We start from the raw sequence: 25,804 nt of genomic DNA on the forward strand, positions 1-25,804 counted from the left end.
GCGACACAAATAGTAGCTTGATTTGAACAGATGATCCTAACAATCCAATGCGGTATCAGCTCTAGTAAAGACATTAAAAAAAGAGGTTACAATAAAATTTGGCCCCTTAATCAATAGAATGACGCTTTAAAGTGCGACGATTTCTTCCACATCAGCTCTGTTGGCAATCAAGATGTGAGATTCAGGAACTTTGTTCCAATCCGTATGATCATCTGTTAAAGGCTCAGAAACCACGACTAGGCGTCCATCTTGATGTCTCCAGTACAATGAGGGTGCATAGCGATCACTCGAGTACCGAAGGCAGTAAATCCGTGTGCCGTCTGTTATAGCCATCGTACAGCGGAAAGCTTCTGTAATATGATATTGCTTTTGTAAGCTGGTAACGATTTCAACCATTGTTCTGATTGCGTTGACAGGGTCACGTTTCAAACCAAGTTTGAATAGCATATAGAACAAGGCTTCACTATCTGTAGTCCCCATCCGTTTGGCATAATGTTCGTCAGTAATATGGGCTTCAAGTGGTCGTCTAAAGTGTTCATATCCACCGACTTGACCGTTATGCATTCCCATCCAATTATCATAAGCAAAGGGATGACAATTTGCCCGAGAAGTCGCAGTCCCTGTAGAAGCTCGGACATGAGCAAAAAAATGTGACGAGCGAATTTGGTTTGCTAAGTGCTGAAGGTTACAGTCATTCCATGCTGGCATAATTTCTCGATACAAACCGGGAATTTCTTTTTGACCATACCACCCGACCCCAAAGCCATCACCGTTCGTTGCTACCTTTGCCTCTGTTGCATGCAGAGATTGTTCAACTAGCGAGTTTTCAGGCTTAAAGAGGAGTTCTTCCAAAAATATCTCATCTCCGGAATAGGCTAGCCAACGGCACATAAATACACTCCAAATTTTTTACTGATTTAAGGGTTCCCCATTCATTCATATGACATTTTCAACAAAGTTCATATGGGGAATTCGGCCATGGTACTCCCATTAATAAAATCAGCAATAGACATCTTGGTAGCAATAAAATAAAAAAGGAGTCCGCGTTTGCACGCGAACTCCAGTCCCAGCAACGGGCGGGAATGAGGTGCGGCCCCATTCCAAGTATGTTAAGCCGTCCCTTGCCTAACATACGCGCCCAGTCAGGACGGAGAGATCAGATCAATGAGACACCCAGCAATTGGCCTCATCTGGTCTCTCCGTTGCAGCGGCCTATTCAGCCGCGTCTCTATAGCTCTCGATAGAAGGGCAAGAGCAAACTAGATTCCGATCACCGTAGACATTATCCACACGTCCAACAGGTGCCCAATATTTACCATCACGCAGAGCAGCTACAGGGTATGCAGCTTCTTCACGTGAATAAGGATGATCCCAGGTCTCAGAGAGCATTGAAGCAGCAGTATGCGGTGCATTACATAGCATATTGTCCTCAAGCGGGAGTTCCCCTGAAGCTACTCGATCAATCTCTTTACGGATTGAAATCATTGCATCAGCCAAACGATCAATCTCATATTTTGATTCGGATTCAGTAGGTTCAATCATCAATGTACCAGGCACTGGGAAAGACATTGTTGGTGCGTGAAAACCATAATCAATCAAACGTTTAGCGATATCATCAACAGTAACGCCAATATCATCTTTGATTGGACGCACATCAATAATGCACTCATGCGCCACCATACCGTTTTTGGAGCTATATAGAACGGGGTAGTGATCAGAGAGACGTTTGGCTAAATAGTTTGCATTCAAAATTGCAACCTGTGTGGCTTTTTTCAAGCCAGCCGACCCCATTAACTTTAGGTAGCTCCAAGTAATAGGTAGAATACTCGCAGATCCCCAAGGAGCAGAAGTAACAGCACCCTGACCTGTTTCAGGTCCAGCTTCATTAACCAAGGAATGATTTGGCAAGAACGGAGCAAGATGTTTACCAACCCCGATCGGGCCAACACCTGGGCCACCACCACCGTGTGGAATACAGAATGTTTTATGTAAGTTAAGGTGGGAAACATCACCACCAAAATGCCCCGGTTTAGCAAGACCAACCATCGCATTCATGTTTGCACCGTCGACATAAACCTGACCGCCGAAATCATGAACAATACTACAGGTTTTACGAACCTCTTCTTCGAACACACCATGTGTAGAAGGATAGGTAATCATTACTGCAGCAAGATTTTCCTGATGCTTTTCTGCTTTGGCATATAGATCTTCGTTATCGACGTAGCCTTCTTCGTCACAGTTAACAACCACAACTTTCATTCCGGCCAAAGCCGCTGAAGCTGGATTTGTTCCGTGAGCTGAGGCAGGGATCAGGCAGATGTTTCGTTGCAAATCACCACGGCTTTCATGGTATTTACGGATCGCCAACAAGCCAGCGTATTCACCTTGTGAACCAGAATTAGGCTGAAGAGAAACCGCATCATACCCAGTGATCTCAACCAACATGTTTTCCAGATCTTTGATAAGCTCAACATAACCTTGTGCTTGATCAAGAGGAACGAAGGGATGAATTTCCCCAAACTCAGGCCAAGTAACCGGGATCATCTCTGTCACGGCGTTCAGCTTCATTGTACATGACCCCAGTGGGATCATTGCCCTGTCCAAACCGATATCTTTATCAGCTAACTTCCGAAGGTAACGCATCATCTCTGTTTCAGAGTGGTAGCTGTTAAAGGTCGGGTGAGTTAGAAACTTTGTACGACGTGCAAGCGCCACAGGAAGATTACTATCAGTTGTTTTGTCTAGCTCAACAACTGATGGACCAGCAACACCAAATACAGACCACAGAACTTCGATATCATCACGAGAGGTCGTTTCATCAACAGAAACACCAAGAGTATCAGCGTCCACGACCCGAAGGTTCATTTTATTATCACGGGCTTTTGCAGCAATAGCGTCTGCTTTACCTTCAACTTTAATCGACACAGTATCGAAGAAAGCGTCGTGAAGAACTTCGATCCCAGCAGCCTTTAGGCCCGCAGCAAAAATCGATGTTAATCGGGCAACACGCCGCGCGATTGTCTTGAGACCTTCAGGGCCGTGATAGGTCGCATAAAAACCTGCCATGTTGGCAAGAAGCGCCTGAGCAGTACAAATATTACTTGTCGCTTTATCACGACGAATATGCTGCTCACGGGTCTGCAAAGCCATACGAAGAGCTGGTTCCCCATGAGAATCAACCGACATACCAACCAAACGAGCAGGAATAGAACGTTTAAAAGAATCACGCGTTGCAAAATATCCAGCGTGCGGCCCCCCAAAGCCCATTGGAACACCAAAGCGTTGCGCAGAACCGATCGCAAAATCAGCACCTAGCTCACCAGGGCTTTTGATCAATGTCAACGCAAGGAGGTCAGCAGCCAAACCTGCGAGGCCCTTGTTTGCCTGAATAGCCGCAATGAGATCGCTATAGTCATCAATACGACCGGAAACACCCGGATACTGGAATAAAGCACCGTATACAGCTGTCGGATCCAAATCTTTACGCGGATCCCCCACAAGAACTTCATAACCAAGCGCATCAGCACGCGTTTTAATTACCGCGATGCTTTGCGGCAATAAATCCTGATCAACAAAGAAAACTGTTGCTTTACTTTTAGCCACACGACGACAGAAAGTCATCGCCTCAGCCGCAGCCGTGCCCTCGTCAAGCATGGAAGAGTTTGCTAACTCCATGCCCGAAAGATCAGTAATCATTGTCTGATAATTCAAAACTGCTTCAAGACGGCCTTGTGAAATTTCAGCTTGATAAGGCGTATAGGCCGTATACCAACCTGGATTTTCAAGAACGTTTCTCAAGATGACTTTTGGAACATGCGTACCGTAATAGCCCATACCGATGAACGATTTAAAAACCTTGTTCTTCATCGCAATTGAACGGGCGTGAGCAAGTACATCAGTTTCGGTCTGGCTTCCCGCCAAAGCAAGAGCATCTGTTTCCAGAATAGCTTTTGGTACAGTCTTGTCAGAAAGCTCTTCCAAAGAGCCAAGCCCAAGCAATGCAAGCATTTCAGTTTGCTCAGCAGTATTCGGGCCGATGTGGCGACGAACAAAATCAGTTTTCTGTTCTAAGTCCAGAAGAGACATTTTTGTATCAGACATGACGAATTCCTTAATCATCAGATGAATGCCCAGCCCTGCAAAGGGCTGGTATTATCCAAACGCACTCGTTAGTGCAGTCTTTCTTAAAAATTACGGGCTAAAACTTTTGAGCTAAATTTGAGAGTTATGAAACAACCCATTTAGCCCAAATTTATTAGCCTTGGCCTTCAATGAAGGTTTTGTAGGCATCTGCATCCATGAGTTCATCAAGCTGCGAAGGATCAGAGATCTTGACTTTGTAGAACCAGCCTTCACCCATTGGGGCAGAGTTTACCAGGCTTGGTTCATCAGCCAGAGCTTCGTTACCTTCAATTACTTCACCATCACAAATGGCCAGAACTTCACTTGCGGCTTTAACAGATTCGACAACCGCAGCTTCATCCCCCTGCTCAAGCTCTTTACCTTCTTCAGGTACTTCAACAAAAACGACATCGCCAAGCTGCTCTTGAGCAAATTCTGTAATTCCTACTGTGCCAATGTCACCATCAACAACAATCCATTCGTGGTCTTCACTGAATTTAACTTCACTCATAATCCTGATCCTTTTACCTAATGTTTTTTTATTCAAGGGTTTGTTATGTGGGACGTAGCCCTGTTTTATTGGGAATTATCCCAAGGGAAGTCTGATTATTAACCGCGGAAATAGCTTTTTTGCTCAAACGGCATTTTCACAACACGACACGGCAACTCCTTACCGCGGACCAAAGCGTTCAACGCAGTATCTGGTGTTTTGTAGTCTGAAGCCACATAAGCAATTGCAATCGGCCCGCCAACAGATGGCCCAAAGCCTCCGCTAGTCACTTTACCAACGACGTCACCGTCAGCGTTCGCAATTTCAACACCGGCCCGTAATGGTGCACGGCCTTCAGGAAGAATACCGACCAGCCGACGGGGCGCCCCATCGGCTATCTGTTTAAGAATCACATCGTCGCCTGGAAAGCCGCCTTCGGTCCGGCGCCTTTTTTGAATAGCCCAAATCAGACCAGCTTCAATTGGAGTTGTTGTGGTATCGATATCATTGCCATACAGGCAAAGGCCAGCTTCCATCCGGAGAGAATCGCGCGCGCCTAAACCGGAAACTTCAACTTCTGGCTCGTCCAACAGACGGCGGACAATTGCCTCGGCTTTATCGCCCGGAATTGCAATCTCATACCCATCTTCGCCTGTATAGCCTGAACGGCTTACCTGACAACTAACGCCATTAATGTCCAACGTCATGAATGTCATAAACTTCATGTCAGCACAGCGGGCATCAAAGCGAGTAAGTACGTCTACAGATTTAGGTCCTTGAAGTGCGATAAGAGCATTGCCGTACTCAACTTCAACTTCAACTTGGTTCCCAATTTTAGATTTGATGTGCGCAATATCCGCGTCTTTACAAGCAGCGTTAATAACTAAGCTCAAACCGCCGGGGACTTTTGTGATCATCAAATCATCAAGAATACCGCCGGCATCATTGGTAAAAAAGCTGTAGCGAATTGAGTTCTCAGCTAAGTTTTCGAGGTCTGCAGGTAATAAACTTTCAAGTGCGGGAATTGCGTTTTCACCCATCAAACGAACAATACCCATATGAGACACATCAAAGATGGCTGCACCAGTACGGGTATGTTTATGTTCGGTCATGATTCCAGCAGGGTATTGCACAGGCATGGAATAACCCGCGAAAGGAACCATTTTGGCACCCAATTCCACATGCAAATCATAAAGGGGTGTTTTTTTAAGGTTTTCCGACATAAACAAGCTCCGTAGCACAAAGGACAAAACACAATAGTCAATCGACTATTGCATCCCCCTCTGTCTTAGAACCTGAGAGATTCACAAGAGATAAAACACTCCTGCTTACTCCGTCGGTGCTTTACATTTTGCAAAGCTTTCCAGAGTTGCCTGCCTCTGCGGTCCGTGTGCCTGAGAGTTTCCGGGGCGGTTGCTCCTTCGGCGCCATTCAAAAAATTTCCTGTCGGAAACTTTTTAACAGACTCTCCCGCGAGAGGTATTACGGCAAATATCAAATTGTATAGCTACAACCTGATTTGTAATCATTTACGCTGTTCTGAACAAAAGTCAACTAGCCACGACACAATTTTAAGTGAACGCGACCAAATTTATTCAATATCATAGACTTATTTCCAAAAGGAAATTTTAAGCGATGTCTCATCAAGGACTTCTGATCAGAAACAAATCAAATTAGGAAGATACGTTTAAAAATTACGTCCCAAAGCCTTACCCAAGTATAAATCAACAAGAGTACTATACGTCCCTCCGGGAGAGAATTATCGTTTTCCGAGCTTATAGTTTGGTTTTATTATAATAAAGCTCACTGCGTGAAAGTTCAAAGCCAATAAAGACTATATAATCTTCGCCAGTCTGCCCACGACCAAGGGAAATAGAAGGGTATATGTTATCAACGATGGCCACAGAGGTTCTGTTTCCCTCAAAAGGAGCGACGAGAGAGAAAGACTCTCTCGATAAAATTTTACGATCATGTGTTGCGACGGCAACAAAATAATTAAACTTCGCACCTCCGTCGCTTGCAGGCCCTTGATTCAACTCAAAACGGACAACCAGCTGATTTTTTAGGACATTTGTCTCTTCATCGAGAATACACCCCCTCACAAAATTATTAATGCTGGCTTCGAAAGTTACATCCGTTAGATCACGCCCGTTACCTTGAAAACGTGTCATCTCCTGCGCTTCTTTCAACACAACAATTTCCGGGCATGCCGGAGGAGCCTTTTCTGGTTCGATCAATCCACAGCCAGCAAGCCCGAATAATGTAACCCCAGCCAAAGCAAGCATAGATAACAGACGAGATAGCGACCAATTCATTAAACGCCCCATAAACCTTTTAACCCTATAAATTATGATCAGAGCAACTCTACAAGAGCATTACCCATCCTCATTTTTTCCATATTCATCACAGCTTTTAGGAAAACTGTTTTGAAAGATTCGAGGCAACTTTAACGACTATTTGTAGCATTGCAAAGCAGGAACACACCCCTACTGTTATACCACGGTATTTTACCCTAAGATGTTCCACTTTATCTTTAAGCCTTTTCTAGCCTTTAACTGTGTATTAGGTTGCCCCTGAATCAACATGAGTTATTCTCGTGGGAAAATACGGACAAGCTTCATGACGAAACCATCTCTAACCATTTTACTCGCCAGCCCCCGAGGTTTTTGTGCAGGAGTTGATCGTGCGATCGAAATCGTTGAACGCGCATTGATTAAACATGGTGCTCCCGTATACGTCAGGCACGAAATCGTACACAACCGTTTCGTTGTTGAGAACCTAGAGCAAAAAGGTGCTATTTTTGTCCAGGAACTTGACGAAGTCCCCGAAGGCCTCCCTGTTATTTTTTCAGCCCACGGCGTACCAAAATCGGTTCCGGCAGCAGCGCAAGCCCGAGAGTTGCTCTATTTCGATGCCACTTGCCCTCTTGTAAGCAAGGTCCATAGAGAAGCCGAACGCCACGAGAAAGACGGCAGGCAGGTCATTCTCATCGGTCACGAAGGGCATCCCGAAGTCATTGGCACCATGGGACAGATCGACGAAGGATCTATTGTTCTTGTTGAAACAGAACAAGACGCTGAACAACTGGAAGTTTCTGACCCCGATAATTTGGCGTACGTCACCCAGACAACGCTTTCTGTTGACGACACGGCCTCTATTGTAAAAGTATTAATGCGCCGGTTTCCCAACATGTCTGAACCGAAAAAAGAAGATATCTGTTACGCAACCACCAATAGACAAGAAGCCGTCAAAGCGATCGCCAAGCGCTGTGAAGCCCTGCTTGTCATCGGCGCTCCCAACTCATCAAATTCAAAGAGATTAGTTGAAGTCGCCTTTAAACAAGGTTGCGATAAATCAGCTCTCGTTCAACGGGCTGTCGATATAAAGTGGGAACAGTTAGTGGGCGTCAAAACCCTTGGCATCACCGCCGGGGCATCGGCACCAGAAGTGCTCGTTGAAGAAGTCATCGAAGCCTGTAAAGATCACTTTGACGTCACCATCGAAGAGATCAATATTCGTGATGAGAACGTCGTCTTTAGAGTTCCCAAAGCTTTACTGGACACCACAACAAACAAAGAAATTCACTGAGACTTCAATGGCCGTATATACAGAAGTTCCCGACGATGAGGTCGACGCATTTCTCACCGAATATAACATCGGAGAGGTTCTTTCTCTGAAAGGCATTGCCGAGGGTGTAGAGAATTCCAACTTTATTCTCCATACGACCTTGGGGCTTTTCATCCTTACTCTTTATGAAAAACGTGTAGAAAAAACAGATCTGCCGTTCTTTCTGGGATACATGCAGCACCTTGCTGCAAAAGGCATATCCTGCCCAGTTCCTATTGCCGGAAAAGATGGAAATAACTTACGTGAACTTTGCGGGCGTCCCGCAGCTATAACGGCCTTTTTGGAAGGCATGTGGCCGCGGAGAATTCAACCTTTTCATTGTCGCGCTTTAGGTCGAACCATGGCCGAAATGCATCTCGCTGGACAAGATTTCAAAATACAACGTCCAAACTCACTTTCTGTTGATGGCTGGGAAGAAGTACTCAACGCCTGTGAGGAAAAAGGCGAGCAAATAAAACTCGGACTAACCCAAACCCTAAAAGACGAATTTACTTTCCTTGACGCAAACTGGCCCGATACTTTACCCAAAGGCGTCATCCACGCCGACATGTTTCAAGATAACGTATTTTTCATACACGAAAAACTCTCCGGCGTTATTGACTTCTACTTCGCCTGCAATGATTTACTCGCCTATGAAATTGCCATTTGTTTAAATGCGTGGTGTTTTGAACTGGACAACTCGTTTAATATAACAAAAGCACAGTTGCTCATCAAAGCATATCAGGAGGTCCGACCTCTCACAAAAGAAGAGTTAAAGGCCCTGCCCATTCTTGCCCGCGGTGCTTCTTTACGCTTTTTACTAACCCGTCTTTACGATTGGGTAAATCATCCAGAAGGTGCCTTCGTTAAGCCTAAAGATCCCCTAGAATACCTCAATAAACTAAAATTCCATCAGTCCGTTAAAAATGTTTCAGATTACGGGATCATCTTATGAGCAATAAAACGCCAGTAAATATTTTCACAGACGGCGCATGCTCAGGGAACCCGGGTCCTGGAGGCTGGGGAGCCTTACTGCTTTACAAAGATAATGAAAAAGAGCTCTGTGGCGGTGATCAAGAAACCACGAATAATCGCATGGAACTTCAAGGTGCTATATCAGCCTTAAATGCCCTTAAAAAGCCATCCTACGTTATCTTGACGACCGATAGCGTCTACGTAAAAGATGGTATCACTAAATGGATCTTCAACTGGCAAAAAAATGGTTGGAAAACAGCTAACAAGAAACCTGTGAAGAATGTCGAACTTTGGAAACAGCTTGTTGAAGCTTTAAAAATCCACGATGTCGAGTGGAAATGGGTTAAAGGTCACGCAGGACATCCAGAAAATGAACGTGCTGACGAACTCGCACGACAAGGCATGGCTTCATACAAATAAAACCATGCCTTTTTAATCATACAAAAAACTGTAGAACTTAACTTTCTAAAATCTTAAGAAGAGCTTGAGGATTTTTGTTTGCTTGCGCTTGCATAGCAAGTTCAACTTCATTCAAAACTCTTGACGTCACGAGGCTCGTAACTTGCGCTGAAATATCTGCATCAGCTAGCGAGGAATTCGCGGCTGTAACATTTTCAATCTGGCTTGAGATATTTTCACCCGCAACCTCAAATCGTGAAATCGTAGCTCCCACGTTAGCTCGAAAACCACTGACCTGACTTAAAGCATTATCTATTGCCCCAAACGCAGCTGTCGCATTTGCGGTAGTATCAACTGTAAGGCCAGAAATACCGAGTGCCAGCCCAGTCGCATCGGCACCGTCTAACGATATAGTATCACCGACATCTGTACCAATAAGGAAATCGGAACTATCCGTATTATCCAAGAGTCCCCGACCATTAAAAGTCGTGCTCTCGGCAATCTGTGATATTCCGTCCCGAATCTGGACAAATTCAGCATTAATCGCAGACAGGCTTGCGGGGTCTTGAGTACCAGACAAAGCTTGCGCAGCAAGCTCTTTCATTCTGATCAAACCATCAGAAATTCGAGCAAGACCGCCATCGGCGATTTGGCCGATGCTTGCGCCCTGAGCTGCTGTTGCCGCGTTCTGGTTAAGAACAACGGTGTCAGCTTGCAATACTGTTGAAATTGCCAAAGAAGCTGCCGAATCGGAAGCTCTTGGTATATTAGAACCACTTGCAAGTTTATTAATGGTGTTATGCTGCAAACGTGAATTTTGCAGAGACGCCGCACCAATCGACGCGCCATTAACGGTAGGCATTTGACCGTCTCCAATACTTAGAGAGTGTTAAGCGCATACCTGCGCAATGCACCAATACTAAACAATCAATATACTCTAATTAGAAAAAAAATCAATATTTTACGTTTTCAAATAAACTTAAACTTAAGATGAATTTTTCATAATTTTAATTAATCAAATTATTTTTTGAAATTTCAAATACTTATAGGTGCCCAGTATCGCATACGCTCGGCGTACACCAAAGGCACGAGATACCACGACCTTCATGAATAACAGCATATAAATGCTAAAATAACACTGTGACGCGGTAAAACAATGAATCACTCTTGGCCTGCTTTATACTTATCCGCTTCTCTGAGAAATATTTCTACAGGACATGACAACTTCCATAGATTGCGTTTGTATACCGAAGTTTTACTTTCACCCGAGATATCTATAGCTTTTGTCTGTACCCAAAAAAGAGGGAAGGACATTTAGATCCTTCTCTCTTTTTTAAAAATTTATTAAATGTCGTTTAAGAGTACTTCCGCACTCGATTGTTCATATCCGCCTGCTTCTTCAGTATGAAGCGCCGTAACAACCCCGTCTTTAATAAGCATCGAGAAACGCGAAGCTCGCTGTCTAAGGCCTGCACCAGAAGCATCCATTGTAAGTCCAAAGGCCGTAGCTAATTCGCATTCTGCATCTGCAAGCATCATGATATCGCCTTCTGCATCAAGCAACTTTCCCCAGGCTTGCATCACGAATGGATCGTTCACAGACATACAGGCAATAGCATCAACACCTTTGTTTTTTAGTGCTGCCGCATTGGATTTGAAACTTGGGAAATGTTGTTCCTGACATGTTGGTGTAAAGGCGCCAGGTACAGCAAAAAGAGCTACGGTTTTACCTGAACAGAACTCAGCAACATCAAGAGTACTGATTCCGTCTTCATTTTTTGTCCAAACAGAAACAGATGGAACTTTATCTCCAACAGCGATTGCCATTATATAATTCCTCTAAGTATTAAATTGAAAGGTATCCTTTAATCTTACTTAGAAGCAGCCCGATCAAAAGCCTTTTCTACCTCACTTACAGAAAGTAATTCAGAGAGAACAATTCCGTTCGGAGCATTTGGGCCATATACAATATTAAACGGAATTCCATATCGATCATATTGCTTAAGATAAGCGGTTATCTCCTCACTCGGTAGCGTCCAGTCCCCAAGCATCGCAATAACGTCACTCTGGCCCAATCGAGACTGTATCTCATCCTTCTCCAGAACCAATTTCTTATTTACTTGGCACGTAATACACCAATCAGCCGTCACATCCACAAAAACTATGTTACCTTCGCCAACAAGTTTAGATATCTGGGCTGGCTCAAATGGTTGCCATAAATCCGAACGAGTAGCCTGTTGAGGCGCTGTAGCCAACACATAAGGTACAGCCATTGAGAAGAGCGCAAGAACACCAATTATTATGATGCGGTGTATCATGGCAACACTCTTAAGAGATAAAGCAGCCATACCTAGGGCCAAGAGGGCACCCACTACAATAGTAGCAACCAACCCAACCTGTACAAAAAGCACGCTTAGCAACCAAACAGTTGTTCCTAATAGCATCAAGCCTAAAACAGTCTTTAACCACACCATCCACTTACCTGGCTTAGGAAGTATTCTTGCAAACTCTGGTCTAATGGCCACAAGAAGGTACGGAATGGACATCCCCAGTCCTAAAAGTGTGAAAATTCCAAATATTTCTAGGGTCCCGCGTGCGAGAGCAAATCCAACCGCCGTTCCAAGAAAAGGTGCTGAACAAGGTGTCGCCAATAACGTCGCAAACATGCCTTTGAGAAAATCACCAGAGTTCCCTTTTCGATCACTCACCGTTAACGCTTTATCTGATAGCGCAGCAGGGGCAAAGACTTCAAACCAACCAAAAAGATTTGCAGCAAAGAGTGTTACAATCCCGCCCATGGCAATCAAGAATAACGGTTGCTGAAACTGTATTCCCCAACCCACAGATACCCCAGCAGCCTTTAAGCCAATTGCAAGCCCTGCTAACAACCAAAATGAAGTCAAAATCCCTAGACTAAGGAATAAAAAACTTCTCCTGAGTTCAGTGTTGTCGTTTCCCTCATGTTTGATCACAGAAAGGAGTTTCAATGACAAAACAGGGAGAACACAGGGCATCAAATTAAGAATAAAGCCGCCAAGAAGGGCGATGGCCAAAATGGTGAGAAATTCTACTGGAGTAGGAATACTCGAATTTATACCAGAAGCAAACTGAGCACGCTTTTCACTCTCAGCCCCCCTAACCCCATCAATCAAGGATAAGGTCAAGAGCTTCCCCTCCAACACTCCTTTATTCTCTTTGGCTACGGACACAGGAATCACAAATTCCACTCTCGTGGAGTTATCAGAAAGCTTCACTTTTGGGCTAGAAAATGAAAACCCGGGAGGACCTTCTACGATTATATCCGGAGAAATAAAGGGATTACTTTTAGAGACGCCAGTAGCAACAAGCGTTAATTGATCTCCTTCGCCACGAAGGAACGAGTTTTCAATACTTAAACCAACCTCAGCTCCAAGACCGGGGACTTGTTCTACATATTGTGAGACAATACTTTCTTCCAAGGAAGGAAAAGCCTCACCTGCTGGTAGTCTCATTTGGACTTCGACATCAAAGGGAATGCATATTTCCTGGCAAAGCAGGTAACTAACTTGGCCTTTAATTAGTACATCTTTGGAGGGGTCCTGTGCTTTGATACGAAAGGGGAAAACAACTTCCTGACTGTAACCAAAGGTATCTAATCCAAAGAGCGTAAAACGATGAGGAACTGGCCAAAAGAATTCCCATGACGATAAGTTTTCACTCCCCTCTAAGGTCAAAGAAACCGGAAAACCTGCATCACCTGGTGTTCTCCAATAAGTCTTCCACCCTTCTTCTAGCTCGAATTGTAAGCCCAGCATCACCTGTCCTTGCTCACCAAGGGTTTCCTGTCCAGAAACAATACGGATTCGAGAAAAATCAGTATCTATCCAAGGAGAAGTCGAAGCCATGACGTTGGCTGAGCTCGTAAGCACCCCAAGGCAAAGCATCCAGCAAGTGATCAGAACACGAACAAGGTTTTTTTTAAGGGTGTTATAAAATACCACGGATAATCCTACTGAGTTGCCATAAAAACACTATCTGCGCTCTACTGCGTAAATTGTGTTATCTGTGCCTTTAACGGGCCGTTATAATTCTTAATGTATAAACTTATATAGTATATAGTGATTATACGATGCGACGGAATGCCTCGAAAGATTACATTTCAAATCAGTGTTTCAAACTGTCGCAAGGTTATCTCCCTTATATCGGCTTAGGAGGTCCTGAATTGCAATGACGAGCTTACAAAGTAACGATTTTTTGACCGGCAAGTTACTGATCGCTATGCCTCAAATGACCGATCCTCGTTTCACCCACTCAGTAATATACATCTGTGCACACAACGAAGACGGTGCAATGGGTCTGGTTCTCAACCAATTGGTTAAAAGCATCACTTTTCACGATCTAATGGAACAACTCGATATCAAAAAACCAACTCCAAATTCAGAAGTACGAGTGCATTTTGGTGGCCCCGTGGAATCTGGACGTGGTTTTGTTTTACATAGCAACGAATACCAGCAAGACGGCACTATGCTCGTAGCTGAATCTATCGCGATGACCGCAACAATCGATATTCTCAACGATATCGCGAATAATGAAGGCCCAGACAAAAGCCTTCTAGCTTTGGGTTATGCAGGCTGGGGACCAGGTCAACTCAATGACGAGCTACATCAAAACGGCTGGTTGGTTGCAGATTATGATGACGACATCCTGTTTGGATCCGATTTACAGAATAAATGGGATTTGGCTATGTCGAAGATTGGAATAGACCCCAATTGTTTATCATTTGAATCTGGGCATGCATAACGAAACACAAAAGCGACAATTATTATTGGGCGAGCTGCTAACAGCTCTAATAAAGCCTCAAGTTTCACGTCAGAACTAAAGCTTGCCTTCTAACCAGCCCTTGCGAGACAAACGAGGATCATTTTGTAAAAGAGAAAAAGTAGTATGATCCTGCCACTTCCCATCAATTTTCAAATATCCCCGAGCATGGCCTTCAACTCTGAAACCCACTTTTTCCAAAACTGCTTTACTTGCTTCATTATGATTCAAACAAGCCGCTTCCAAACGATGAAGAGCTAGTTCATCAAAAGCGTAGTCAATAACCGATGATAAAATTTCGGTCATGTATCCCTGGCCAGCGTGTACTTCCCCCATCCAGTAACCAATAGTTCCCATGTGAGCGGCTCCCCGGCGCACATTGCCAAGAGTAATTCCGCCGAGCATTTGATCGTTAGACCGTGAGAAAGCATAGAACGAGTAACTCACATCGTGCCGCCAATCCATACGATAGACCCGAAGCTTATCTCGAAAGGAAGGCTTACTGAGGTTGTCTTGAGACCAAGTCGGTTCCCAAGGTGTTAAAAAGCTTCGGCTCACCCTCCGAAGCTCAGCCCATTCTTTCCAATCACCGGATTGTGGCGCACGCAAGTATACCCGTTCATTCATTAAACGGAGCCTACGCATATCCCAGTACCCCATGCCGCTCAATAACATCAGGCCGAAAACCTCTTTTGTAATGCCTCTTTATTCTCAAGATTACTCAAAGGCCCCAACGCAGCCATCGTCATCGGGCTTTGCAACATGGTTTTGGCAAAATTCTGAACATCGCATACGTCAACCGCATCAATTTTGGCAACAGTTTCATCAACAGTAATTGATCGATCAAAAATCAAAAGTTGTTGTGCAAGTTGTTCACAACGCACTCCAGTACTTTCGCGCCCCATTAAGATCGATGCTTTAAGTTGCGTTCGAGCCCGAACAACTTCTTCTTCTTTGATATTACCTGTAAGCTCAAGCATCATATCGGAAACAACAGGAACCAACTCTGAAATTTCCTTTTCACCAGTCCCAGCATAAATACCAAAAAGGCCGTTATCCATAAAGCTGGAAGCAAACGAATAGATGGTATAGACGAGCCCGCGTTTTTCTCTTATCTCCTGGAACAACCGAGAAGACATCCCACCTCCAAAGAGTGTGGAGAGAACATTCGCTGCGTAATAATCCGGACTCAGGTAGTCAGTTCCTTTAAATCCAAGGAGATAATGTACCTGTTCCAGATCTCTTTCTTCACGGAAATCACCGCCCACATAAGCAGAAGGTTCCAGATCCTTTGGTGTTATTTTTTGTAAACCACCAAATTGATCTTCAGCCAACTTTACAAACTCTTGATGATCGACCTTTCCTGAAGCACAGACCACCATTGTGTCGCTACCATAATTACTAGAGAGGTAACTTTTCAAATCATCAGAAGAGAGCCGACTGACAATCTCGCTCGTCCCCAAAACAGGGCGTCCAAGAGATTGATTGCTGTATGCTGTTTCCTGAAAATGGTCAAAAATAATGTCATCTGGAGTATCATTGGCTTGCCCCAGTTCCTGTAGGACAACGTGGCGTTCTTTTTGTAGCTCTTCGTCTTCAAACAAAGGTCGTTGAAGAATATCTGCGACAGTATCCAAAGCCAGTGGAACATCGTCAGACAGTACTTTTGCATAAAAGGCCGTATTCTCACGCGACGTATAGGCATTTAACTGCCCGCCCACAGCTTCGATCTCTTCTGCTATATCGTACGCTGAACGTTTTTCTGTGCCTTTAAATACCATATGCTCAAGTAAGTGAGCAACGCCGTTAACCTCGGCCTGCTCATTTCTCGTCCCAACCCCGATCCACGCACCAAGTGAAACAGATTCAACGGACTCCTGTTTGTCTGTCGCAACACGCAGGCCGTTAGATAATGTAGAGATTTCAATTGTCATTAGTTAGCTGTTTCTCCGTCGAGAGAGGACCAAGTCTTTTAGCTTGGTTAAATCGTTGTCCATCACCGTATACTTCTCTTCGCGGTCGAATAGATCCGCCATGTGCTCAGGAAGTTCAGGCGTAACACCAGAGGCTTTACAGACCGCGTCTGGAAATTTTGCAGGATGAGCAGTCGCCATGCAAACCATGGCAGGGACATCATCTCGTATTTTGGCTTCTGCAGCAGCAACCGCAATAACAGAGTGTGGGTCGAAGAGCTCACCTGTTTTCACGTAATAATCACTGATCATAGAAAGTGTTTGCTCATCATCGAGACGATAGGCATCAAACAAACGTAAAACCCGTTGGTGACGTTCAGGTTCGAGATCAAAATTTCCACCTTCTCGAAATGCATTTAATGCAGCTTCAACAGCCGAACCATCCCGGTCTAGCAAATCAAAGAGTAAGCGTTCAAAATTACTTGAAACCTGAATGTCCATCGAAGGTGACAAACTCGGTTCAACCGGGTTCATTGTCATAGATCCGGTCTCAAAGAAACGCGTCAAAATATCATTTCTGTTCGAGCCGACGACAAGCTGTGACACAGGTAACCCCATGCGACCCGCAGCATAGGCTGCAAAGACATTCCCAAAATTACCTGTCGGAACAGAAAACCCTATCGGACGATCAGGAGCTCCCAGAGCAACCCCTGCAGCAAAATAATAAGCAATCTGGGACATAATACGCGCCCAGTTGATGGAATTAACAGCAGATAAATTAACAGTATCCCTGAAATTTTGATCATTGAACATTGCCTTCACATGATCCTGGCAATCGTCAAATGTTCCCTCTAAAGCAATATTGGTAACATTATGTGATGTTACCGTTGTCATCTGCCGTCGTTGTACTTCCGATACACGTCCATGAGGGTGCAGGATATAAATATCAATTTGATCACGATCCCTGCATGCCTCGATAGCAGCTGAACCAGTATCGCCCGAGGTTGCCCCAACGATGGTGATCCGTTCTCCCCGCTTTTTAAGGATATAATCAAACAGCCGACCAAGCATTTGTAAGGCAAAATCTTTAAATGCCAGAGTAGGTCCATGAAATAATTCCATGACCCAGATGCGGCCATTAATTTGCTTCAAAGGCGCTATCGCTGTGTGACGGAAACCTGCATAGCTGTCTTCGATGATCTCTTTGAGATCCTTATCCGGTATTACACCATCGATAAAAGGCTTTACGACCCTAAAGACGATTTCGGTATAAGGCTTACCTGCCATGTCACGAATTTCTTCAGCTGAAAACTCAGGCCATTTTTCTGGTAGGTAAAGGCCTCCATCTCTGGCCAAACCAGCCAAGAGGGCCTCATCGAAATTAAGAGCATCTGCCTGCCCACGGGTACTGATGTATTTCATGATTTCCTAGACCGTCACTTTTGCAACGTATTTCGTAACTATCAACTCAAGACCGCAACTGTACTGCGCCCTTTGGAGGGCAGCAAGCAAGATGCAACACTCTATTAAGATTCCAAATACCGAGCTTTGAGATGCGCTTTAAACACCTGGGTATCAAGCGGATGTCCAGTCACCCTTGTCAACAATTCGTCTGTCGACAAGAAAGAGCCCCAAGTGTGAACATTTTTACGAAGCCATCCCATCAAGGGAGAGAAATCTCCCCTTCCCAATGCTTCCGGGATCGCGGGAACTTCTGACTTCGCAGATGCAAACAGTTGCGCCGCAGCCATGGCCCCAAGTGTATAGGTTGGAAAATACCCCCATGCCCCGTCATACCAATGAATATCCTGCAAACAACCCATTGTGTCGTTCGGCGGACGGATCCCCAACAACTTCTCAAGTCCATCACTCCATGCTTCAGGGAGAGTATCCAGTTCCATAGAACCATTGATCAACTCTTTTTCTAGACGATACCTCAAGATAACATGGGCAGGATAAGTTACTTCATCTGCGTCAACTCGAATGAAATCAGGTTTTACCTTGTTATAAATCCGCTGCATGTTATCTGATGCCCAGGCAGAACTTTTTCCCTTGAAGGCAGTCTGAGCTTTACTGGCGATATAGGATACAAATTCTTCACTGCGGCTCGCTTGCATTTCGATAATCAGTGATTGGCTCTCATGCATGGTCATACCACGGGCCGATCCCACTGGTTGCAGGCGCCAGTCTTTCGGCAGGTTACGCTCATACATGGCATGGCCCGTTTCATGAAGAACACCCATCATCGACGTCATGAAATCATTTTCATCGTATCTTGTCGTAATGCGGATATCATCCGGCACCCCGCCACAGAATGGGTGTAAGCTGACATCAAGGCGACCATGATTGAAATCAAAGCCAACAGCCTTAATCATTTCACGCCCAAGCTTTTCCTGATCAGTAATAGAAAATGGGCCATCAGGCATGATTGCTTGAGGTTCAGATGCCTGCTTTTCTTGAACGGCTTGAGTAAACTCAGGTAAGAAAGTCGCAAGATCATCAAAAATGGCGTCAATTCGAATTGATTTTCCACCGGGTTCAAAATGATCAAGCAATGCGTCGTAAGTATCACATTCAAAGACCTCAGCTTTGATCTTCGCCTCTTGTCGCGTGAGATTAAGAACTTCTTTAAGCGCAGGTAAAATTGACGCAAAATCATTATCCGGCCGCGCCGATCTCCAGATCATTTCGCACTTTTTACACGCTTTGGTCTGTGCTTCAACAAAATCACTTTCTAGGGTCGTAGCATGGCGCCAAATTCTCTGCATTTCTCGGAGGTTCGCCAACTGCCAACTACCCAGATCACCTTTTTTTTCAAGGGCACCAGCAAAGAGATCTTCCATCTCTCTACTCGTAAGAATCTCGTGACGCACGCCACTTAGTGCCGCCAATTGCTCCATACGAGCTTCCGCGCCACCTGCAGGCATTACGGTGGACATGTCCCATCCCAGGACACCACTCGCTTCGCCAATTGCATTCATACGGCGGAATTTTTTTTCAAGGGCTTGATAAGATGACATCTCTAAATCCAACGGTTTAACGCCTTAACAGAAGTAACAATATTATTTATTCGTCTTCTTTTTTTAGAACAGGACGGTAATGAAAAATGAAATAAATCACGGCAAGAATCAATGCCATAGAAAACCAAGTCAGGACATATGTCAGATGATTGTTGACCAGCTCAATTCTGGTTTGACCTCCAAGCGGGTAACCACCGGGATTCACATCTGGTCCAGCATCAAGATAAACACTTTTTACGGGATTGTTTAAATCTACTGTCTTGCTCATGACATCATTATCGACGTAAAACCAAAAATTTTTCACGGGATCATTTTGGGGACGGACAAATTCATACCCCTTCCATCCTCCTATACGGATTAAGCCTTCGACTTTAACCGTACCCGTAACTTGTGCTTCTTGGCGTGTGCTCGGATCTTTAAGTTCGGATAAAATAAATCCCCGATTAATCAGGATTTCCCGACCATCATTCATAAGTAATGGGGTAACAACCTGTAGACCCAAACGACGATCAAGCGAACGCGCACCCAAATAAAATTCTTTATCGTGCTGAAATTCACCTTCGACCCAGACTTTTAAAAACTCATCCGCTTTCGGATTTTCAACTTCGCCCGGAAACCGCTCAACAAAAGAAAAAGGTTCAGCAATTGACCGTTCTGTTCGGAGAAGAATTTGATCTTCCTTCCACTCCATGCGGTAAATCTGCCACGTCCCCAGACATAATGCCAAAATGATTACAAAGATTGAGAATATCGTCGGCCAGAAAGTGGGCTGAAATTTGCGTGCTACGCCTTTAGTCATAATCGACAGATCCTGAGTCGCTTGCTTTATGGTGATATTGGAGCGCCACCATAAGCCCTTTCAAAGGCCTGAGCAAAGCGATTGATCCGCCTACTACAATTATTGGACAAATTAATAAATGAACAATAATCGGTGGCTCAAGCGAAAGTTCAACCCAAATCGCCATAGGCACAATAATGAAGCCAAGAATAAAGACAATGAATACCGCAGGCCCATCTCCACTGTCTGATTTTGCGAGGTTAAAGCCACACACAGAACATTCACCTACAAGCTTTAATAGCCCCTTGTAAATACGACCTTTACCACACCTTGGGCACTTGCAAAGAAGGCCGGCCTTAACGGGCGAGGTTTTAAAAACAATCTCGTCGTCAGACACGGCCTACTCCATAACTTATTATCTCAGGATTTCCCTGAATAGCGAGGTTGGTTAGCCGCCCCACCAGTAAACAGCTACAAATAGGAACAACCAAACAACATCCACAAAATGCCAGTACCAAGCCGCAGCCTCGAAACCAACATGCGCTTCAGGTGTAAAGTGACCTTTTTTTGTACGGATCAAACATACAAAAAGGAAAATCGTACCAATGATCACATGGAAGCCGTGAAAACCAGTCGCCATGTAGAATGTGGAAGAATAGATCCCATCAGTAAACCCAAATGCAGCATGGCTGTATTCAAAGGCCTGAAGCGACGTAAAGATCAAGCCTAAAGCAACAGTAATGATCAGAGCATTGACCGCTTGTTTCTGCTCTTTCTTAATGATGGCATGATGCGCCCACGTCACAGTACAACCAGATAAAAGAAGAATCAGCGTATTCAAGAATGGAAGGTCGAAAGCATCAAACGTCACCACGTCAGCAGGAGGCCAAACGCCACCGATAACATCAGGCGGGTAAAATGCCGCATTAAAATATGCCCAGAAGAACGCCACAAAAAACATGACTTCAGAAGCGATAAATAACACCATTCCATAACGCAGGCCAATACGGACAACTGGAGTGTGCAGGTCGCGGACGACAGCTTCGTTGACCACGTCACGCCACCAAGCGGCGGCACAAATCACAACTGCGACAATACCTGCATACAACACATAGTTTGTATAGTCATGCATCATCATAACCAGGCCTGTGAACATAAGCCCTGCGGCAAATGCTGTGATCAAAGGCCATGGGCTTGGATCAACCAAATGATACGGATGTTTTACTTCGTCGTGCCCTGCACTCATGATATCCCACCTTAACCAGACGCTAAGCGTATTGTTAATTAATCTCTATTACCGGATTACTTCCGGCGTTGTTACTCAAGTCACTCACTTCCTGCCCTTCTTCTTCATCATCTCTGAAGAAGGTATAGGAAAGAGTTATTGTCTTTACATCACTTAGATTCGGATCATTCTCAATTTCAGGGTCCACATAAAATGTGACAGGCATATCAACTTCCTGCCCTGGCAAGAGAGTCTGTTCCGAAAAACAGAAACAATCAATTTTAACAAAATACTGACCGGCTTTAAGAGGCGTAACATTGAACGTTGCTACACCTTTGACCTTTTTGTCAGACGTATTTTTCGCGCGATAAAACGCTATTCCTTCTTCCCCAACTTTCAAATCCACCGCTCTTTGCGCAGGCTTGAATTTCCAAGGTAGATCTCCATTAACTGTTGAATCAAACCGGATCGTCATATCCCGATCTGATACGACCAGATTATCTTCAGCACCAGCTTCAGACACCTGTGTAGTGCCCCCAAATCCAGTCACCTGACAGAACAATCGATACAACGGAACAGAAGCAAACGCGAGCCCTACCATGCCGCAGACGAGACCGCCGAGGACCAGTGCCACACGTGTATTTTTGTTCACAGAGGTCGCCATACTTAGTTCATTCCCATTTTAACAATGGTCACAGCATAAATTAACACGATAAACCCCAACAGCAGCCCCAAAAAGGCCCAATTACGACGTTTTCTCTGCTTATGGATCTCTTGCGAGTTTTCCACTGTTTCATACTTCACTGTTTTTTTCTCTTCCATTTTAACCTGCAATCAAACTCATGATACCTGGGGACCGATCTATGATCAGTACTGCGAACAAAACAAACAGATAGAGAATAGAGAATAAGAACATTTTCCGTGCATGACGGTCTTCATCAGAACACAAAACTCGTATATTTAGATAGAGGAAATAGAGGCTCGCAATCAAAGCGACTGCCCCATAAAACATACCTGCGATATTGAAATATACTGGTGCCAATACAATCGGGAAAAGAGCGAGAGTATAAACCAGCATCTGCCATTTTGTATTTTTTCGTCCAGCTACGACCGGTAGCATTGGAACTTTAGCTGCCGCATAATCACCATCTTTATAAAGAGCCAGTGCCCAGAAGTGAGGCGGCGTCCACATAAAGATAACCAGAAATAAAACGATTGATTCAATACTGACGGTACCCGTTACCGCAGCCCAACCAATCATTGGAGGAAATGCCCCCGCTGCACCACCAATGACAATGTTTTGAGGTGTCCGACGCTTCAAGAACATCGTATAGACAAAAACATAAAATCCGTTAGCCAAAGCCAGAAGTAACCCGGCGGTCCAATTAACCGCAAGTCCCATTAGCATAGCAGAAAATATACTAAGGATTACGCCAAAACTCAGAGCAACGTCCGGAGCCATACGTCCAGCAGGAATTGGCCGCCGTTTTGTTCGCGTCATAATCGCGTCAATGTCGCGATCGTACCACATATTGATAGCACCAGCCCCGCCAGATGCAATTGCAATACAAAGGATAGCAACAGCACCTAAAAAGGGATGGATTGTACCCGGGGCAACCATCAAACCGGCGAACCCGGTAAACACAACCAGATACATAACTCCAGGCTTCATCAAAGTCCAAAAGTCAGCAATCTGTGCAATTTCGCTGTTATACGAAACAGCTTCAGCACTTACAGTTGTATTTTCAATAGATGTATCGGCCACAATTCACTCCTGATTAAATCCGGCCACGATACAATGCAGCGGCCGGACTATTCTAACTACCGTTACTTAATTTTAGGTAGTTCGTTGAAGCAATGGAACGGAGGAGGAGAAGAAACTGTCCACTCCAAAGTCGTTGCGCTTTCACCCCATGGGTTATCAGATACGCGGCGACCAAACTTCATCGTATAAATCGTTAGTAGTACGAAGAAGATTGTTGCAGCAAAAGTGATATACGCGCCATACGAAGAGATCGCATTGAAGCCAGCATAAGCATCAGGATAATCGACATAACGACGTGGCATCCCTTGCATACCCAAGAAATGCTGTGGGAAGAAAATCATGTTCACACCGACAAATGTCAGGAAGAAGTGAAGATACCCAGCCCAAGCAGGATAATCACGGCCGGACATTTTTCCCATCCAGTAGTACATGCCAGCAATAATGGCAAAGACAGCACCAAGGCTCAAAACATAATGGAAGTGGGCAACGACATAATAAGTATCATGCATTGGCAGATCGACACCTGAGTTAGCAAGAACAACCCCGGTAACACCACCAAGGGTGAAGAGGAAGATAAAGCCAAGCGCCCATACCATTGGCACTGTGAAACGAAGCGATCCGCCCCACATTGTCGCAATCCATGAGAAAATTTTAATCCCTGTTGGTACAGCAATCACCAGTGTCGCAGTTGTAAAGTAAGCACGTGTATTCACGTCCAAACCAACTGTGTACATGTGGTGCGCCCACACAACGAACCCAACAAAACCAATTGCACACATGGCATAGGCCATGCCGAGATAGCCAAAAATAGGCTTACGGCTAAAGGTTGAGATGATGTGAGAAATGATACCAAATCCAGGAAGGATCATGATGTACACTTCAGGATGACCGAAGAACCAGAACAGATGCTGATACAAGATCGGATCACCACCGCCAGTTGGATCAAAGAATGTCGTGCCAAAATTGCGGTCTGTCAAAAGCATGGTGATCGCACCACCCAGTACAGGAACGGCAAGAAGCAGCAAGAAAGCTGTTACAAGCATTGACCAAACAAAAAGAGGCATCTTGTGAAGGGTCATGCCTGGAGCACGCATATTAAAGATTGTCGTGATAAAGTTAACGGCACCGAGGATCGACGAGGCACCAGCCAAGTGAAGTGCAAAAATTGCCATATCCACGGAAGCACCTGGATGACCAAGCGCTGAGGATAATGGAGGATACACTGTCCATCCAGTTCCCGCACCCTGACCAACAAGTGAAGATCCAAGAAGCAAAAGGAATGCAGGAACAATCAACCAAAAGGAGATATTGTTCATACGTGGGAAAGCCATATCAGGCGCCCCGATCATAAGCGGAACAAAGTAGTTACCGAAACCACCAATAACCGCAGGCATAACCACGAAGAAAACCATGATAAAGCCGTGCGCAGTGACGATTACATTCCACCATTGACCGTTTGGTTCACCATCTCCCGTAAGGAAATATTGAACGCCTGGCTCCTGAAGCTCCAAACGCATGTAAACGGAAAATGCACCGCCGATTAAAGCGGTAATTACTGAAAAGACCAGATACAGAATACCGATGTCTTTGTGGTTGGTTGAACAGAACCAACGCGTAAAGAACCCCGGCATGTGATCGTGATCGTGATGGGTTTCAGCAGCAGTACCCATATCTCATATCCTCTATTTCGTTTTCTTCAGCGCTTCTATTTGGCGCTATAACCGATTATTCGTTAAAATCTGTAAAATAACTCAGTTAAGTTGAGCCAACTGTACAGAATTATCGGTCTCAATCTCAGCATACTCTTCTTTGGCAAACTCTACCCACTTGGCGAATTCTTCCTTTGAAACAGCTTTGATCATGATCGGCATGTAAGAATGACCCGTACCACAAATCTCTGAACATTGACCGTAATAAGTACCTTCCTTGGTTACTTCGAACCAAGTTTCGTTAATACGACCAGGCACGCCGTCCAGCTTCAAACCAAAAGCAGGCATCGCAAAAGAATGGATAACATCATCACCTGCCACAAGAAGACGGATCTTGGTATCGACAGGAACGACAACAGCGTTATCCGTAGCAAGCAGGCGTGGCTCACCAGGTTCCAGCTCATCTTCTGATTTCATATAAGCATCAAAAGTGAAATCACCCTGATCAGGGTATTCATAAGACCAGTACCACTGTTTACCAATTGCCTTAATTGTCATCTCGGTATTAGGATTACTGTCAGCTGCGTAAAGCAGTTTGAAAGATGGGATCGCAATAATAACCAAAATTATAACAGGTACCGCAGTCCAAATGATCTCAATCAACGTATTGTGGCTTGTTTTGGATGGTACTGGATTACGCTTCTCTGAGAAACGCCACATGACATAAAGCAATAGAAACAATACAAAAAGTGTTACAGCAGCCATCAAGTAATGGAGCAAGCTACCAAAGCTCGTAATTTGTTCCATAACCGGCGTAGCAGCTTCCTGGAACCCAAGTCCCCAAGCTGTCGGCTGAGAAGCATTAGCTGTAACCGCTAATCCACTGACCAACGCAACAGCGCTAAAAATATAGGCAATCCGTTTCAGAAACCTCATGTACTCAATATCCTGTGTTCTGTGACTTTAATTCCAATTGATCGAAATCAAAGTCTTATCCCGATTCCAAGACTACAATCCATATTGATAAATAGGAATTAAGTCGGACTCTATTTATTATTCTGGCGC

Annotated in this window: 23 protein-coding genes and 2 riboswitches; of the genes, 4 read left to right on the forward strand and 19 right to left on the reverse strand. The window is 44.7% G+C overall.

Features of this window, described 5'->3' with window-relative positions:
- Positions 1-126 precede the first annotated feature (126 nt).
- The 5 genes from ACFSKO_RS01845 to ACFSKO_RS01865 all read right to left on the reverse strand — a co-directional run bounded on the left by ACFSKO_RS01845 (position 127) and on the right by ACFSKO_RS01865 (position 6,927).
- Positions 127-891, reverse strand: coding sequence for a class II glutamine amidotransferase (locus tag ACFSKO_RS01845; RefSeq protein WP_380247802.1), 765 nt, complete (start codon positions 889-891; stop codon positions 127-129).
- 321 nt (positions 892-1,212) lie between these two features.
- The gene (gcvP, locus tag ACFSKO_RS01850) at positions 1,213-4,101 is read right to left on the reverse strand and encodes an aminomethyl-transferring glycine dehydrogenase (protein ID WP_380247804.1); all 2,889 of its coding nucleotides are present in this window, start codon (positions 4,099-4,101) and stop codon (positions 1,213-1,215) included.
- Between the two features lie 154 nt (positions 4,102-4,255).
- Positions 4,256-4,633 carry a glycine cleavage system protein GcvH gene (gcvH, locus tag ACFSKO_RS01855; protein ID WP_380247806.1) on the reverse strand — a complete coding sequence of 126 codons (378 nt, stop codon included), beginning with the start codon at positions 4,631-4,633 and terminating at the stop codon, positions 4,256-4,258.
- Between the two features lie 98 nt (positions 4,634-4,731).
- Entirely contained in the window at positions 4,732-5,835 is a 1,104-nt protein-coding gene (gene gcvT, locus ACFSKO_RS01860) for a glycine cleavage system aminomethyltransferase GcvT (protein WP_380247808.1), read from the reverse strand.
- 51 nt (positions 5,836-5,886) lie between these two features.
- A riboswitch (glycine riboswitch) is annotated at positions 5,887-5,984 on the reverse strand.
- Positions 5,985-6,095: riboswitch (glycine riboswitch) on the reverse strand.
- 292 nt (positions 6,096-6,387) lie between these two features.
- Positions 6,388-6,927: a hypothetical protein gene (locus ACFSKO_RS01865; RefSeq protein ID WP_380247810.1), complete on the reverse strand. Its 540-nt coding sequence runs from the start codon at positions 6,925-6,927 to the stop codon at positions 6,388-6,390.
- Between the two features lie 304 nt (positions 6,928-7,231).
- Here ACFSKO_RS01865 and ispH point away from each other — a divergent pair, with 304 nt between their 5' ends.
- Genes ispH through rnhA form a run of 3 tightly spaced genes read left to right on the forward strand, consistent with a single transcriptional unit; the run spans position 7,232 to position 9,613 of the window.
- Positions 7,232-8,200 carry a 4-hydroxy-3-methylbut-2-enyl diphosphate reductase gene (ispH, locus tag ACFSKO_RS01870; RefSeq protein ID WP_380247812.1) on the forward strand — a complete coding sequence of 323 codons (969 nt, stop codon included), beginning with the start codon at positions 7,232-7,234 and terminating at the stop codon, positions 8,198-8,200.
- A gap of 7 nt (positions 8,201-8,207) precedes the next feature.
- Complete coding sequence (locus ACFSKO_RS01875) at positions 8,208-9,173, forward strand: homoserine kinase (protein WP_380247814.1); 966 nt, start codon at positions 8,208-8,210, stop codon at positions 9,171-9,173.
- Entirely contained in the window at positions 9,170-9,613 is a 444-nt protein-coding gene (rnhA, locus tag ACFSKO_RS01880; RefSeq protein WP_380247817.1) for a ribonuclease HI, read from the forward strand. The genes ACFSKO_RS01875 and rnhA overlap by 4 nt, the downstream gene beginning before the upstream one ends.
- A gap of 37 nt (positions 9,614-9,650) precedes the next feature.
- On the opposite strand, the gene ACFSKO_RS01885 is transcribed toward rnhA, so the two are convergent.
- From ACFSKO_RS01885 to ACFSKO_RS01895, 3 genes are all read right to left on the reverse strand, one after another.
- Entirely contained in the window at positions 9,651-10,454 is an 804-nt protein-coding gene (locus ACFSKO_RS01885) for a flagellin N-terminal helical domain-containing protein (protein WP_380247819.1), read from the reverse strand.
- A 482-nt stretch (positions 10,455-10,936) separates the two neighbouring features.
- Complete coding sequence (locus tag ACFSKO_RS01890; RefSeq protein ID WP_380247821.1) at positions 10,937-11,419, reverse strand: peroxiredoxin; 483 nt, start codon at positions 11,417-11,419, stop codon at positions 10,937-10,939.
- A gap of 44 nt (positions 11,420-11,463) precedes the next feature.
- Positions 11,464-13,572: a protein-disulfide reductase DsbD family protein gene (locus ACFSKO_RS01895; RefSeq protein ID WP_380247823.1), complete on the reverse strand. Its 2,109-nt coding sequence runs from the start codon at positions 13,570-13,572 to the stop codon at positions 11,464-11,466.
- A gap of 226 nt (positions 13,573-13,798) precedes the next feature.
- Between ACFSKO_RS01895 and ACFSKO_RS01900 the strand changes: the two genes are divergently transcribed.
- Complete coding sequence (locus ACFSKO_RS01900; RefSeq protein WP_380247825.1) at positions 13,799-14,371, forward strand: YqgE/AlgH family protein; 573 nt, start codon at positions 13,799-13,801, stop codon at positions 14,369-14,371.
- Between the two features lie 75 nt (positions 14,372-14,446).
- Here ACFSKO_RS01900 and ACFSKO_RS01905 read toward each other — a convergent pair whose 3' ends face one another.
- From ACFSKO_RS01905 to coxB, 11 genes are all read right to left on the reverse strand, one after another.
- On the reverse strand, positions 14,447-15,016 hold the full coding sequence (locus ACFSKO_RS01905; protein ID WP_380247827.1) for a GNAT family N-acetyltransferase: 570 nt from the start codon (positions 15,014-15,016) through the stop codon (positions 14,447-14,449).
- A 47-nt stretch (positions 15,017-15,063) separates the two neighbouring features.
- The gene (locus ACFSKO_RS01910) at positions 15,064-16,323 is read right to left on the reverse strand and encodes a M16 family metallopeptidase (protein ID WP_380247829.1); all 1,260 of its coding nucleotides are present in this window, start codon (positions 16,321-16,323) and stop codon (positions 15,064-15,066) included.
- Positions 16,324-16,326: 3 nt separating this feature from the next.
- Entirely contained in the window at positions 16,327-17,724 is a 1,398-nt protein-coding gene (gene thrC, locus ACFSKO_RS01915) for a threonine synthase (RefSeq protein ID WP_380247831.1), read from the reverse strand.
- A 104-nt stretch (positions 17,725-17,828) separates the two neighbouring features.
- The gene (locus tag ACFSKO_RS01920) at positions 17,829-19,322 is read right to left on the reverse strand and encodes a carboxypeptidase M32 (RefSeq protein WP_380247833.1); all 1,494 of its coding nucleotides are present in this window, start codon (positions 19,320-19,322) and stop codon (positions 17,829-17,831) included.
- 46 nt (positions 19,323-19,368) lie between these two features.
- Entirely contained in the window at positions 19,369-20,121 is a 753-nt protein-coding gene (locus ACFSKO_RS01925; protein ID WP_380247835.1) for an SURF1 family protein, read from the reverse strand.
- Positions 20,114-20,497 carry a DUF983 domain-containing protein gene (locus ACFSKO_RS01930; RefSeq protein WP_380247837.1) on the reverse strand — a complete coding sequence of 128 codons (384 nt, stop codon included), beginning with the start codon at positions 20,495-20,497 and terminating at the stop codon, positions 20,114-20,116. Before ACFSKO_RS01930 ends, ACFSKO_RS01925 begins: the two co-directional genes overlap by 8 nt.
- A gap of 51 nt (positions 20,498-20,548) precedes the next feature.
- Positions 20,549-21,346 carry a cytochrome c oxidase subunit 3 gene (locus ACFSKO_RS01935; RefSeq protein ID WP_380247840.1) on the reverse strand — a complete coding sequence of 266 codons (798 nt, stop codon included), beginning with the start codon at positions 21,344-21,346 and terminating at the stop codon, positions 20,549-20,551.
- A 34-nt stretch (positions 21,347-21,380) separates the two neighbouring features.
- Positions 21,381-21,989 (reverse strand): cytochrome c oxidase assembly protein, encoded by a 609-nt coding sequence (locus ACFSKO_RS01940; RefSeq protein ID WP_380247842.1) that lies wholly within the window; start codon positions 21,987-21,989, stop codon positions 21,381-21,383.
- A gap of 159 nt (positions 21,990-22,148) precedes the next feature.
- Complete coding sequence (gene cyoE / locus ACFSKO_RS01945) at positions 22,149-23,090, reverse strand: heme o synthase (RefSeq protein ID WP_380247844.1); 942 nt, start codon at positions 23,088-23,090, stop codon at positions 22,149-22,151.
- A gap of 62 nt (positions 23,091-23,152) precedes the next feature.
- Positions 23,153-24,760 (reverse strand): cytochrome c oxidase subunit I, encoded by a 1,608-nt coding sequence (ctaD, locus tag ACFSKO_RS01950; protein ID WP_380247846.1) that lies wholly within the window; start codon positions 24,758-24,760, stop codon positions 23,153-23,155.
- Between the two features lie 81 nt (positions 24,761-24,841).
- On the reverse strand, positions 24,842-25,675 hold the full coding sequence (gene coxB, locus ACFSKO_RS01955) for a cytochrome c oxidase subunit II (protein WP_380247848.1): 834 nt from the start codon (positions 25,673-25,675) through the stop codon (positions 24,842-24,844).
- Positions 25,676-25,804: the final 129 nt, after the last annotated feature.

Source organism: Kiloniella antarctica (assembly GCF_042682825.1).
In the GTDB taxonomy this organism is placed as follows: Bacteria; Pseudomonadota; Alphaproteobacteria; order Kiloniellales; family Kiloniellaceae; genus Kiloniella; species Kiloniella antarctica.